The organism is Vibrio plantisponsor, assembly GCF_013041605.1.
Taxonomy (GTDB): Bacteria; Pseudomonadota; Gammaproteobacteria; order Enterobacterales; family Vibrionaceae; genus Vibrio; species Vibrio plantisponsor.
Genome location: NZ_JABEQC010000005.1, coordinates 242,200 through 255,382, shown reverse-complemented (window position 1 = coordinate 255,382; position 13,183 = coordinate 242,200). Strand labels below are relative to the sequence as shown.

General features: G+C 45.5%; 16 protein-coding genes. 13 read left to right on the top strand and 3 right to left on the bottom strand.

All coding sequences use genetic code 11. The features are described 5' to 3' along the window. Positions 1–37 precede the first annotated feature (37 nt). Genes fliL through flhB form a run of 8 tightly spaced genes read left to right on the top strand, consistent with a single transcriptional unit; the run spans position 38 to position 5,519 of the window. Entirely contained in the window at positions 38–532 is a 495-nt protein-coding gene (fliL, locus tag HKI82_RS09450) for a flagellar basal body-associated protein FliL (RefSeq protein WP_102940850.1), read from the top strand. 7 nt (positions 533–539) lie between these two features. Then, positions 540–1,601, top strand: a complete 1,062-nt coding sequence (gene fliM / locus HKI82_RS09445; protein WP_102940849.1) for a flagellar motor switch protein FliM — start codon at positions 540–542, stop codon at positions 1,599–1,601. A 17-nt stretch (positions 1,602–1,618) separates the two neighbouring features. Continuing rightward, on the top strand, positions 1,619–2,029 hold the full coding sequence (gene fliN, locus HKI82_RS09440) for a flagellar motor switch protein FliN (protein ID WP_102940848.1): 411 nt from the start codon (positions 1,619–1,621) through the stop codon (positions 2,027–2,029). Positions 2,030–2,033: 4 nt separating this feature from the next. Beyond that, on the top strand, positions 2,034–2,423 hold the full coding sequence (fliO, locus tag HKI82_RS09435) for a flagellar biosynthetic protein FliO (RefSeq protein ID WP_102940847.1): 390 nt from the start codon (positions 2,034–2,036) through the stop codon (positions 2,421–2,423). Continuing rightward, complete coding sequence (gene fliP, locus HKI82_RS09430) at positions 2,401–3,300, top strand: flagellar type III secretion system pore protein FliP (RefSeq protein WP_102940846.1); 900 nt, start codon at positions 2,401–2,403, stop codon at positions 3,298–3,300. The genes fliO and fliP overlap by 23 nt, the downstream gene beginning before the upstream one ends. A gap of 12 nt (positions 3,301–3,312) precedes the next feature. Then, a complete protein-coding gene (gene fliQ, locus HKI82_RS09425) occupies positions 3,313–3,582 on the top strand; it encodes a flagellar biosynthesis protein FliQ (protein ID WP_042483989.1) in 270 nt (89 codons plus the stop codon). Positions 3,583–3,590: 8 nt separating this feature from the next. Next, positions 3,591–4,373: a flagellar biosynthetic protein FliR gene (gene fliR / locus HKI82_RS09420; protein WP_102940845.1), complete on the top strand. Its 783-nt coding sequence runs from the start codon at positions 3,591–3,593 to the stop codon at positions 4,371–4,373. A gap of 15 nt (positions 4,374–4,388) precedes the next feature. Beyond that, complete coding sequence (gene flhB, locus HKI82_RS09415; RefSeq protein ID WP_171137845.1) at positions 4,389–5,519, top strand: flagellar biosynthesis protein FlhB; 1,131 nt, start codon at positions 4,389–4,391, stop codon at positions 5,517–5,519. 150 nt (positions 5,520–5,669) lie between these two features. Here the strand turns inward: flhB and smrB are convergent, their stop codons facing one another. Continuing rightward, complete coding sequence (gene smrB, locus HKI82_RS09410) at positions 5,670–6,224, bottom strand: endonuclease SmrB (protein ID WP_171137844.1); 555 nt, start codon at positions 6,222–6,224, stop codon at positions 5,670–5,672. A gap of 63 nt (positions 6,225–6,287) precedes the next feature. On the opposite strand from smrB, the gene prmB reads away from it, so the two are divergent. Beyond that, a complete protein-coding gene (prmB, locus tag HKI82_RS09405; RefSeq protein WP_102940842.1) occupies positions 6,288–7,220 on the top strand; it encodes a 50S ribosomal protein L3 N(5)-glutamine methyltransferase in 933 nt (310 codons plus the stop codon). Positions 7,221–7,412: 192 nt separating this feature from the next. Next, positions 7,413–8,498, top strand: a complete 1,086-nt coding sequence (aroC, locus tag HKI82_RS09400) for a chorismate synthase (RefSeq protein WP_102952720.1) — start codon at positions 7,413–7,415, stop codon at positions 8,496–8,498. 94 nt (positions 8,499–8,592) lie between these two features. On the opposite strand, the gene HKI82_RS09395 is transcribed toward aroC, so the two are convergent. Further along, on the bottom strand, positions 8,593–9,216 hold the full coding sequence (locus HKI82_RS09395; protein WP_102940840.1) for a trimeric intracellular cation channel family protein: 624 nt from the start codon (positions 9,214–9,216) through the stop codon (positions 8,593–8,595). Positions 9,217–9,452: 236 nt separating this feature from the next. On the opposite strand from HKI82_RS09395, the gene HKI82_RS09390 reads away from it, so the two are divergent. From HKI82_RS09390 to HKI82_RS09380, 3 genes are all read left to right on the top strand, one after another. After that, positions 9,453–9,983: an elongation factor P hydroxylase gene (locus HKI82_RS09390; RefSeq protein WP_171137843.1), complete on the top strand. Its 531-nt coding sequence runs from the start codon at positions 9,453–9,455 to the stop codon at positions 9,981–9,983. 47 nt (positions 9,984–10,030) lie between these two features. Then, positions 10,031–10,294 (top strand): YfcL family protein, encoded by a 264-nt coding sequence (locus HKI82_RS09385; protein WP_042483970.1) that lies wholly within the window; start codon positions 10,031–10,033, stop codon positions 10,292–10,294. Between the two features lie 219 nt (positions 10,295–10,513). Further along, the gene (locus HKI82_RS09380) at positions 10,514–11,041 is read left to right on the top strand and encodes an NADPH-dependent FMN reductase (RefSeq protein ID WP_171137842.1); all 528 of its coding nucleotides are present in this window, start codon (positions 10,514–10,516) and stop codon (positions 11,039–11,041) included. A 65-nt stretch (positions 11,042–11,106) separates the two neighbouring features. Here the strand turns inward: HKI82_RS09380 and mnmC are convergent, their stop codons facing one another. Beyond that, entirely contained in the window at positions 11,107–13,125 is a 2,019-nt protein-coding gene (mnmC, locus tag HKI82_RS09375; RefSeq protein WP_171137841.1) for a bifunctional tRNA (5-methylaminomethyl-2-thiouridine)(34)-methyltransferase MnmC2/FAD-dependent 5-carboxymethylaminomethyl-2-thiouridine(34) oxidoreductase MnmC1, read from the bottom strand. Positions 13,126–13,183: the final 58 nt, after the last annotated feature.

Below are 13,183 nucleotides of genomic sequence, written 5' to 3'. Positions count from 1 at the left end.
TAAATCTTAATTAAAAAATAACAACATAGAGAACGTTATGGCTGTTGAAGAACTCCCAGCAGAAGCTCCGAAAGGTAAAAAGAAACTACTGATCATTATTATTGCTGTCGTTGTGTTGTTAGTCGGCGGTGCCGCAGCCTTCTTTCTCATGGGTTCTGACGATTCAAGTCAAGATAGTGATATGAGTGCTAGCCAAACTTCCGCTCAGGTTGAGCCGGTTTCTTATGTAAACATTGCTCAGCCGTTTGTATTTAACGTAACCAGTGATACCCGCAATCGCGTGGTACAGATTAAAGTACAGCTTATGGTCAGAGGCAGCGAGAATGACAATCTTGCTCGTTATCACTCACCCCTGATTGAAAGTACATTGCTTGCAACGTTTGCTTCTGCAACGGTTGAGCAATTGCGAGAAGCAACAGGCCGTATTGAGTTACGTGATAAAGCGACCGATGACATTAAAGCCGTCATGACGAAAGTGGTTGGAAAACCAGTCATTGAACGTGTGTTGTTTACTGATTTTGTAATGCAGTAGGTGAAGTGTGACCGATCTATTAAGCCAAGACGAAATTGATGCGCTACTCCACGGGGTAGATAGCGTTGACGAAGTAGAAGAAAATCTCGACACTGCGGATGAAAGTGCCATCTCGTTCGACTTCTCGTCACAAGATCGTATTGTTCGTGGTCGAATGCCAACACTCGAACTTATCAACGAGCGTTTTGCCCGTCATATGCGGATCAGTTTGTTCAACATGTTGCGAAAAACCGCCGAAGTTTCGATCAACGGCGTGCAAATGATGAAGTTCGGCGAATATCAAAACACCCTTTATGTTCCTACCAGTTTGAACATGGTTCGCTTCCGTCCGCTCAAAGGTACGGCGTTAGTGACCATGGAAGCTCGTCTTGTTTTCATCCTAGTAGAAAACTTCTTTGGTGGTGATGGACGCTATCATGCGCGTATCGAAGGTCGTGAGTTCACGCCGACTGAGCGTCGCGTTACTCAGCTACTGCTTAAAATCGTGTTTGGCGATTACAAAGAAGCTTGGTCTCCGGTGATGGGGGTTGAATTTGAATACTTGGATTCAGAAGTGAACCCAAGTATGGCGAACATTGTCAGCCCGACAGAAGTGATTGTTGTCAGTTCATTCCATATCGAAGTGGATGGCGGTGGCGGTGATTTCCACGTTGTTATGCCCTATTCGATGGTTGAACCTATCCGAGAACTTCTTGATGCGGGTGTTCAGTCAGACAAGATGGAAACCGACGTTCGTTGGAGCTCGGCGCTTCGCGAAGAGATCATGGATGTGCCGGTTAACTTCCGCGTTAACTTATTAGAACAAGATATCGCGCTGCGCGATCTCATGGAGCTTCAAGCAGGGGACATCATCCCAATTAAAATGCCTGAACACGCCATTATGTTTGTTGAAGAATTGCCAACCTACCGCGTCAAAATGGGACGTTCCGGTGAGAAAATGGCAGTTCAGATTTCAGAGAAAATTAGACGTCCTGATGTGGTCAAAACCGACCTCGCATTCCTTGGCAAAGACATAATTGCTGAGATTGATGATGAGGAAGATGAAGACGACGAAGAGTTGATTGATTAAGGAAATAGGTAGCCTAGATGTCAAAAACAGATGATCAAAAGCTTGCAGATGAGTGGGCAGCAGCCCTTGGCGAAGATCCAAATGCGCCAGATATTGATGTTGATGAAATTTTAGCAGCACCTTTGGATGAGTTAAAAGACACCACATCACCAATCACGGATGATGAGCGTCGTAAGCTTGATACCATCATGGACATTCCTGTGACCATCTCAATGGAAGTAGGCCGCTCTAAAATCAGTATCCGTAATCTACTGCAACTTAACCAAGGTTCTGTTGTAGAGCTTGACCGTATTGCTGGTGAGTCATTAGATGTGATGGTTAACGGCACTTTGATTGCTCACGGAGAAGTGGTTGTGGTCAACGATAAGTTCGGTATTCGTTTAACTGACGTTATTAGTCAAACAGAACGTATTAAGAAATTGAGATAACATTATGCGTTATTTCATAATGTTATCTTTGGTTGCCAGCCCTGCGCTGGCAGCTCAAAGCGACCAATTCGATATAGCGACTACATTAGGGTCGCTATTGTTCGTTATAGCCATCATCATTGGTATGGCTTGGTTACTTAAACGAATGCGAGTTCCTGCATTTGGTCAGCAAAAAGGCTTGAGCGTTGTTCGTCAATTACCGATTGGCACCAAAGAGCGTTTGATGATAGTACAAGCGGGAGAGGAGCAATTTCTGATTGGTGTTACATCTCAGTCAGTTCAATTGATCTCTAAATTGGAAACTCCATTGACTCAGGAGGAGCTAGAGTCGGTACCATTTTCTAACACTTTGACTCAGCTACTAAAAAAGAATGATAAAAACACACCTGTTTGATGTGTTGCGCAATCTATGGGCTCGCTTAGCGCTTATTGTCTGGGTGAGCGCTTTGGTATTTACGCCGCTAGCTTACGCGCAACAAGAGCTGGAAACACCGATCCCTTCAACGGCTGCGGGCGCACAGAATGTTACTGTGACTGCGATGCAAAAAGACCAAGGTGCTTCGCGTACTATCGCTATGGGTAGCAGCAGTGGCGGTGCGGGAATTCCCGCTTTTACCATGACCACTAATCCGGATGGCAGCGAAGATTACTCGATAAACTTACAAATTTTAGCCTTAATGACCATGCTGGGCTTTTTGCCTGCCATGGTCATTTTGATGACGTCGTTTACTCGTATCGTGGTAGTGATGTCGATACTTCGTCAGGCGATGGGTTTGCAGCAAACGCCATCAAACCAGGTCATCATTGGTATCGCGATATTTTTGACCTTCTTCATCATGTCTCCGGTAATTAATAAGATTAACGAAGAGGCAGTACAGCCTTATTTGAACGAACAGATGACGGCGAGACAGGCGTTTGATACCGCCCAAATCCCGATGAAGGATTTCATGCTCAAGCAGACTCGCGTGAAAGATTTGGAAACCTTCGTCAACATATCGGGTTCTGATGCGCAAAACCCAGAAGATGTCTCTATGGCGGTATTGATCCCAGCGTTTATCACCTCTGAGCTGAAAACCGCTTTCCAGATTGGCTTTATGCTGTTTTTGCCATTTCTGATTATCGACCTTGTTGTGGCATCGGTACTGATGGCAATGGGTATGATGATGCTTTCACCGATGATCGTATCGCTGCCATTTAAATTGATGTTGTTTGTGTTGGTTGATGGATGGAACTTGATTCTCTCCACACTCGCCGGCAGTTTTGCGTTGTAGCGGGAGAAAAGCATGACACCTGAAATATTTGTTGAACTCTTTCGTGACGCTTTATGGATGGTACTCATTATGGTGTGTGCCATCATCATTCCGAGTCTGCTGGTGGGTCTGGTTGTCGCAATTTTTCAGGCCGCTACTTCAATCAACGAACAGACGCTGAGCTTTTTGCCGCGTTTGATCGTCACACTGCTGGCTTTGATGGCATTTGCCCATTGGATGGTGCAAATGCAGATGGATTTCTTTTATTCCATGATTGAGCGTTTGCCTCAAGTTCTCTACTAGGAGCATACATGGAGTATCCAGCCACCGTCGTCCTTGATTTTATCGCCAATTATTTTTGGCCATATACGCGCATCTCCGCGATGCTGATGGTAATGACGGTAACGGGTGCTCGATTTGTTTCTGCGCGAATTCGTCTCTATTTCGGCTTAGCCTTAACCTTGGCACTTATGCCGGCTATCCCTGCGGTGCCGGAAAATATTCAACTGCTTTCTCTTCAAGGGTTTATGATCACCTTGGAGCAGTTGGTCATTGGTGTCTCTATGGGGATGGTGACGCAGTTTATTATTCAAACCTTCGTTATGCTCGGCCAGATTCTTGGTATGCAATCGAGCTTAGGTTTCGCATCCATGGTGGATCCTGCCAACGGTCAGAATACGCCGTTGCTTGGTCAGCTATTCATGTTTTTAGCCACGATGTTCTTCCTTGCCAGCGATGGTCATTTGAAGATGATTCAATTGCTGGCGTTTAGTTTTAAAAGCCTACCTATTGGTGGTTCGGGGCTGAACAACTTAGATTTTGAGCAGATGGCGCAATGGTTCGGGACTATATTTAAAGTTGCGTTAAGTATGTCGCTGTCGGGGATCATTGCATTGCTGACGGTGAACTTGTCATTTGGTGTTATGACCCGTGCTGCACCGCAGCTGAACATTTTCTCTTTGGGTTTTGCGTTTGCCTTGATGGTCGGCTTGCTGCTTTGTTGGTTTATCATCAGTGGTCTTTACACTCATTATGAACTCTATTGGCTGCAAGGCGAGCAACAGGTTTGCAGCCTCATCCGATTAAATTGTTAGCTTTAGGAGGCTGAGTTGGCAGAATCAGACGGTCAAGAAAGGACCGAAGACGCCACGCCCAGAAGGCTGCAACAGGCCAAAGAAAAAGGTCAGGTTGCGCGTTCGAAGGAGCTGGCTTCTGTATCGGTATTAGTGGTTGGCGCAGTATCTCTGATGTGGTTCGGAGAAGCGTTAGCTGGCGGACTTTTTGCCTCAATGCGACGTTTGTTCAGTTTGAGCCGAGAGGAAATTTTCGATCTCGGAAAGCTGTTTGATATCGCATCATCAGCTCTTGTTAATCTTCTTCTCCCTCTTTTTCTGGTGCTTATTACACTGTTTATTGCTGCTTTTATCGGCGCTGCTGGCGTAGGTGGTGTGAATTTCTCTATGGAAGCGGCAATGCCAAAATTTTCGAAACTGAATCCACTCAGTGGCTTCAAGCGAATGTTTGGTTTGCAAAGTTGGGTTGAGCTGATCAAGTCGATTTTAAAGGTGTCTTTAGTCGCCGGAGTGGCGTTTACCTTAATTGACCGCTCGAAGCACGATCTGTTTCAGCTGAGCCTGGATGTGTTCCCGCAGAATATCTTTCATGCGTTGGATATCTTACTTAACTTCGTCCTGCTGATTAGCTGCTCATTGCTGGTGGTTGTCGCGATTGATATACCTTTCCAGATTTGGCAACACGCTAACCAGTTGAAAATGACCAAGCAAGAAGTGAAAGATGAGTACAAAGATACGGAAGGTAAACCGGAAGTTAAGGGCCGTATCCGAATGCTGCAACGTGAAGCTGCTCAGCGCCGTATGATGGCAGAAGTTCCTCAAGCCGACGTTATCATTACCAACCCGGATCACTTCTCTGTTGCATTGCGATATAAGCAAAATACCGATAGGGCACCTGTGGTGGTCGCTAAAGGTGTTGATCATATGGCTCTGAAAATTCGTGAAGTGGCGAGAGAGCACAACATCATGATTGTTCCGGCTCCGCCATTGGCGCGTGCCTTATACCATACCACTGAGTTAGAACAGGAAATTCCAGACGGCTTGTTCGTAGCGGTGGCTCAGGTTCTGGCGTACATCTTCCAGCTTAAACAATATCGTCGCAAAGGTGGTCAGCGTCCGATACTGCATGAAGAGAAGATGCCAATCCCGCCGGATATGCGTTATTAGCGGGATAACCTCAAAGGGTAAAGCAACACAAAGCGCTCAACATATCCAATACGCTTAAACTAGGGCATTCTTGCCCTAGTATCCTTCTCGCCATAGTATCTTTGTTGCACTTTATCCATTGAGACTCAATGTGATTACTTTTTTGGGTGATTATTTTTCTGGGATAGAAATCAAAACCAGCAGTGCGCCATCGCCACCAAACTCTAGTGGCGCTTGATGGAATGCCATCACGTCAGGGTGCTGTGCCAACCACAACGGCACTTTTTGCTTCAGGATATGTTTACCGATGCCGTGCTGTACACAAGCAGTGTGCACACTCTCTTTCACGCAGTAAGCGATCATAGCGCCAAGCTCACGTTTGGCTTCCTGTTGAGTCATGCCATGCATATCTAAGAACACGTCTGGGACGTAGACACCACGACGCAGTTTTTTCACTTCATATTTAGAAACGTCATCGCGAGCGTAGCGAGTTGGACCTTCTTCGCTGAGTAGCGGTACAAACTCGTCAGAGAAGTAAAAATTACTGTCGCTTGCTTCACGTGAACCTTTGATGATTTCTTTTTGTTTAGCATTTCTGTTTGGCTGCTGGACTATGGTATCCTGCGTTAACTTTTTTACGCCCTTTACTGCATCGCGAAACATTGCAAAATCATCGTCAGCGTCTAAATAATCATTGTCGTTGTAATCGGTGTCTTTTTTGCTCATTAGAATTGGTTATTCAGTTAATCATCAATATTCGCAGTATTGTAGCGCTTTTCGGAGGCAATTTTGGATAAGATTTTTGTAGAAGAAGCCGTTTCGGAACTTCACACCCTTCAGGATATGATTCGTTGGACGGTTAGCCGTTTTAATGCAGCCAATTTATTTTATGGTCATGGAACGGATAATGCGTGGGATGAAGCGGTGCAACTTGTGCTGCCAACCCTATATCTGCCGATCGACGTGCCTCCTCATGCTTTGAACTCTCGCTTAACATCTAGCGAGCGTTTACGTATTGTTGAACGTGTTATTACACGTATTAAAGACCGCACTCCAACCGCTTATTTAACCAATAAAGCGTGGTTCTGTGGGTTAGAGTTTTTTGTTGATGAACGTGTACTTGTACCTCGCTCACCTATCGGTGAACTGATTCAAGCGCAATTCTCACCTTGGCTGGTTGAAGAACCAACTCGCATTATGGATCTGTGTACTGGCAGTGGTTGCATTGCGATTGCTTGTGCGTATGCATTCCCAGAAGCGGAAGTGGACGCGATTGATATTTCGACAGACGCCTTAGCGGTTGCAGAGCAAAACATTCAAGATCATGGTCTTGAACAGCAAGTGTTCCCGATTCGTTCGGATCTGTTCCGTGATTTACCAGAATCACAATACGATATTATCGTTTCTAACCCACCGTATGTGGATCAGGAAGATATGGATAGCTTACCTGCGGAGTTCAAACATGAACCTGCTCTAGGCCTTGCTGCTGGTAGCGATGGCTTGAAACTGGTTCGTCGTATTCTTGCCAATGCACCACGTTACCTGTCAGAAAACGGTATCTTGATTTGTGAAGTGGGCAACTCGATGATTCATATGATGGATCAGTACCCACACATTCCATTCACTTGGTTAGAGTTTGAGAATGGCGGTCACGGTGTGTTTATGCTCACACGTCAGCAACTGCTCGAATGTGCCTCAGATTTCGCACTTTATATCGATTAATTTCGAACTCTCGCAAAGCGCCGACCTTAGTGTCGGCGTTTTCATTTTTGGGCCAACTATTTTTGTCCAATTTGATGTGGTTAAGGGCTTTACATCAAAACGTAATAAAGCCACTATGAATCCACGAAGAATAGCTATCAGTATGTTGGAAGTGGTTCGTTCCTACTTTCAACGCACTAATTTGAGGAAGTAATGGCAGGAAACAGTATCGGACAACATTTCCGAGTAACCACATTCGGAGAAAGTCACGGTATCGCACTTGGATGTATCGTAGACGGATGCCCTCCGGGACTTGAGATTAGCGAGGCGGATTTACAACTCGACCTAGACCGTCGTCGCCCGGGCACATCTCGTTATACCACTCAGCGCCGTGAACCGGATGAAGTGAAAATTCTTTCTGGGGTTTTTGAAGGAAAAACCACAGGAACGTCGATTGGATTACTGATTGAAAATACCGATCAGCGTTCAAAAGACTATTCAGAAATCAAAGATAAGTTCCGCCCAGGACATGCTGACTACACTTACCATCAGAAATACGGCATTCGTGATTATCGTGGCGGTGGTCGCTCGTCTGCTCGTGAAACGGCAATGCGTGTTGCTGCTGGTGGTATTGCGAAGAAATATCTGAAGCAAGAATTTGGTGTTGAAATCCGTGCTTACTTATCACAAATGGGTGATATCTCGATTGATAAAGTGGATTGGAATGAAATCGAAAACAACGCTTTCTTCTGTCCAGATGTCGATAAAGTGGAAGCCTTCGACCAACTGATCCGTGACCTGAAAAAAGAAGGTGATTCTATCGGTGCCAAAATACAGGTGGTTGCAACCAATCTGCCTGTCGGTTTAGGTGAGCCGGTATTTGATCGCTTAGATGCAGACATCGCACATGCGTTGATGAGCATTAACGCGGTGAAAGGTGTCGAAATCGGTGATGGTTTTGACGTGGTCAATCAACGTGGCAGTGAGCACCGTGACCCACTTTCTCCAGAAGGTTTTAAGAGCAACCACGCTGGCGGTATCTTAGGTGGCATTTCTACGGGGCAGGACATTGTCGCGAACATTGCACTTAAACCAACATCGAGCATTACGGTTCCGGGTGACACAATCACTCGTGCTGGTGAGCCAACACAGCTGATTACGAAAGGTCGTCATGACCCATGTGTTGGTATTCGCGCGGTGCCAATTGCTGAAGCTATGCTGGCGATTGTGTTGATGGATCATCTGTTACGTCATCGTGGTCAGAACCACGGTGTAACAACAGAGACACCACACATCTAATCTCGGATTTATGAATGAAAAACGCCCTCACTTGAGGGCGTTTTCTTTTGCATTACGAGTAAAAGCTAAACTGGTTTGGTTTGCTTATTCCAGTTCAGTGAATCGAGTTTTCAGCTTCAAGGTGAAAAGACGGTAAACGCCATTTAAAACGGACCGCAGCCATGCGTAGCAGGTAACCGACCACTAAAGTAATGATGGTGCTGGTCACATCATTCACCCCAAATTTTAATAATGCTAAATAGAGCACTGAGGCGACAAGTGCCACGGAAGCATACAGTTCGTCATGCAACACTAAAGGTTGTTGGCGACAAATCAGATCACGCAGCAAACCGCCAAATACACCAGTTACTAGCGCAGACACCACACAGATAACTTCATGCAGACCCATACCCATTGCCACTTTGGTGCCGATAATACTGAAAACAATCAAACCCAGAGCATCTAAGCGAATAAACAGACCTTTGAGCTTGATCACCCATTTGTAAATACCGGTTGTCACAACGCCCGCAACGCAAGTAATCACGAGAAATTCTGGGTTTTCTACCCAGCCTAGAGGGTAATGGCCCAGCAAAATATCGCGCACGGTTCCGCCACCAATGGCTGTTGCGCTGGCGACTAACATGACACCAAACCAATCCATTTTCTTGCGACCTGCGCTGAGTGCACCAGTCATGGCTTCCGCTGTAATCCCGATAATGTACAAAACGCTGAGCAGCATAGTATTACACCTATAAATGATTGTTGGTTGAGAGTCGTGATGAATCAAGGTCTGAGAAAGGTGCGCAGTGTAGTATCAGATGCGACGGAATACGACCGCTTTTTGGCGTTTTGACCGCAGTTTTACAGATGAATAAAACTAATACATGTATTCCTACACTTTACCTCAGAGCAAAAAGCCGCGAAAATGCAGCTCGTTGTTAACTTCATACGTCGCATACCCAAGAACTTGCTGTTATGTCTCACCAATACACTGATTTGATCGACATCTTTAACCAAACCTTCTTCAGTTCGTTTAACACTAAGCTGGAGTTAGGCGGTGATGAGCCTGTCTATTTACCTGCTGATGACAAGGTGAATTATCACCGAATTATCTTTGCTCGCGGCTTCTATGCTTCTGCTTTGCATGAAATTGCGCACTGGTGTGTGGCTGGCCCTGAACGTCGTTTATTGGAAGATTTTGGTTACTGGTATCATCCCGATGGTCGTTCTGAGCAAGTGCAGGCAGAGTTCGAGAAAGTCGAAATTCGTCCCCAAGCTTATGAGTGGATACTGTCGCGCAGTGCAGGGTTTCCTTTTACGGTAAGTTGTGACAACCTTAGCGGCGATTTTGAACCAGACCGTCTGGCATTCATGGCGAAAGTCCATCAAGAAGTCTTGAGTATTTTGCAACATGGATTACCTGAACGAGTGAAAATGCTTTCTCAGGCATTGCAGTCGTTTTATCAGACACCAGAACTAACGGCTGATCAGTTTGTGATTAAGTAATCCATACGCAACTGCACAGTCTTGATAAAACTAGGTATTCATAGAACATGATTATTGAATTTGAAGAAAAACTTTTAGAGCTGATTGATACACGTATTGCTACGGCATCGGATGATGAACTGTTTGCTGGCGGTTACTTACGTGGGCACATCTCACTATCCGCAGCATCGTGTGAAGAAGAAGGCATTGAAGACATCGCTGAGCTAAAAGTACGTATTGAAAAAAGTTTGGAAGAGGCTCGCTCTGAGTTGACACCAGCAGACCGTATCATTGTGTCTGACTTGTGGAACGAGTTATCGAACCAAGCTTAGTGAAAGTACGAAGAACAAAATACAAAAGATGGCAGCAATTACGCTGCTATTTTTTTATGCGTTGAGTGTTCATTGAGAAGCGTCAATAGGTGAGACGCGAGTTGCGCGAATAACGCGTCATTCAAAATTTTTGAATGACCTAATACAATAATTCGGCTTGTTGGTAAGGTGTTCAAAGATTAATCTAGTTACATCGAAACAGCACACAAGGTTATCATCATGAAAGTTATTGCATTCGGTGCAAGCACCAGCTCAACCTCTATTAACAAAGCATTGGCAACTTATACAGCAAATTTGATTGATGGCGCTGAAGTTCAAGTGCTGGACATCAACAACTACAACGTACCTATGTTCAGCGAAGATCTTGAAAAAGAGATTGGTCAAGCTGAAGGCGCGTTAGGTTTCCTACGTGATTTAGCACAGGCAGATGCATTTGTTATCTCTTTTGCTGAGCACAACGGTCACTACCCAGCGGCATACAAAAACTTGTTTGACTGGGCAACCCGTATCGACCGTGAAGTATTTAAAAACAAACCAGCAGTATACCTAGCAACTTCTCCAGGCCCTGGTGGTGCAACATCAGTATTAGCAGCCGCTTCTGGCTCTGCTGGTTACTTTGGCGGTAATGTGAAAGCGACGGTTTCAGTACCAAGCTTCTACGACAACTTCGATTTGGAAAGTGGTGTCGTTACGAATGAAAGCATTGCGACTCAACTTAAAGAAGCGGTAGCAAAACTGGCTGCTTAATCTTTAAATCGCATTGATAAAAAAGCCTCGCTATTGCGAGGCTTTTTCGTGTTTGCAGAACCGATTCACTTCTCAGTCAACGCTTTGCCTTTGCGCAGCTTTCTTACCCACATTCTGCTTGGATGAAGGGTTTCAAGCACATCGTTAGGCAGAGGCAACGGGTCACCACTCATTTGTGAAGCTAGCAGTTCAGCCATGAGTGGCGCGGAGCTTAAACCGCGAGAGCCCAATCCAATCAATGCATACAACTTGGGGTATTGCTCAATGTTAGGAGCGTTGTACTCACTCATATCACTGAGTTCTGAATATTGCTCTGTTATTGCTTCAAAATTCCCTACGTTACCGACAAACGGAAGGTGATCGCGGCTCACGCAGCGAATGCCTTGGCGAGATTGGTTCTCGCTCACATCGACACTGTTTGGCCATGCTTGCTGAGGTAAGCAGTTTTTGAGGCGCTGAGCATTTTCAACTTGAGCATGTGGATCAAACTCTTGATCTAAGTGCGAACGGTCGTAACTGGCCCCGATACAGTGATGTTGATTGTTCGGGTTACAAGGCGTCATATAACCGTCATAGCAGAGCACTGTTTTTAGTTGCTGTAATTCGTTGTTGGTCGGGATATGACTCACTTGGCCTTTTACTTTACCGAGAGGGACAAACTGTGTTTGCGTCAGGCTATCAAACAGATGCCCAGTGGCGATAACAACCGCTTGGTGGCGAAGTTTTTTCTCTCCACAGGTTAGTTGCCACTGTTTGTCTTCTTCTTGCCAGTCGAGTGAATCAACATGGTGCTGGTAGTAAACCTTTAGCTTACCTTGTTGCTCTAGCTCAGCGATTAAGCCTTGAGTGAACTGAGCAGGCGACAGCCAGCCGCCCATAGGGTAGGAGATACTTTCCACATCTACCGGCAATCCCACCATTTGGTTGGTTTGCTCAATATTATGTTTGGATACTAATTCCGGCGAGAAGTCCGCTTTCAACATGGTGTCCAATTTCTTGGTCGATTTGTCATCCCACATTAGCTGAGTCACGCCACACCAGTCATGGTCAAACGAAACGGTCTTTGCCGCTTGGTCGATAAATTGACGAGCAAATAAAAAAGCTGGAGCAAACACACGAGATACACCAGAGTGTTCACCATTCAACAGCGGATACACTGCGCCCTGACGATTGCCAGATGCGCCTTCCGCAGGGGCTTCATCTTTGCAATACATAGAGACCGAGATACCTCTTGCTGTGAGTGTTTTTGCAAGAGCAGCACTGGCAATACCACCACCAATAATCGCAACGTCATGCAGGTTGTCAGTCGCTTCAACATGGAACCAAGGCTTAACGTTGCTGTATGCTACTTTCTCTTTGAGCTTACCGGCGATCATTTCTCGCTTAGTACCGAAGCCTTTGACTTTCTTCATATCAAAGCCAGCTTCGATTAAACCTCTACGCACGAAACCTGCCGCCGTGAACGTTGCGCAGGTACAATCTTGCTTGCCCAGTTTTGCCATACCATCGAACAGTTCTTGGTTCCACATTTCTGGGTTTTTGCTTGGTGCGAAGCCATCTAAAAACCAAGCATCAACAATGCCTTGCTTGAGAGTTGGCACTTTTGGCATACAGTCTTTAATGTCACCAAACCACAAATCGAGCGTAATAGCGCCATCGGCTAAGACGATGCGGTGGCATTCCGGAACGGCAATCGGATAGAATTCATGGAGTTGTTGTGCGTAATCAGCCAGTTCAGGCCAAGATTCATGCGCTTTAATTAAATCCGCCTTACTTAGCGGGAACTTCTCAAAACTGATGAAATGTAACGATTGTAGTATCGCTTCGGGGTTTTGCTGTCTAAACTTCTCAAACCAATGCCAAACTGCGAGGAAGTTTAATCCAGTACCGAATCCTGTTTCGGCAATGACAAAACGCTTTTGGTCATAATCTTGCCATCTTTGAGGAAGATTATTTTGTGTTAGAAACACATAGCGAGTTTCTTCCAGTCCATTGACGTTGGAAAAATAAACATCATCGAACTGGTCTGAAACCGGCGTTCCGGCATCATTCCAGCCAAGCTGTGCGTTAGTAATGGATGTCATAGTAGGAAAATTCTTTCAAATTCGGCGAAATATTGTCGAGATTGTACGGATTAATGGG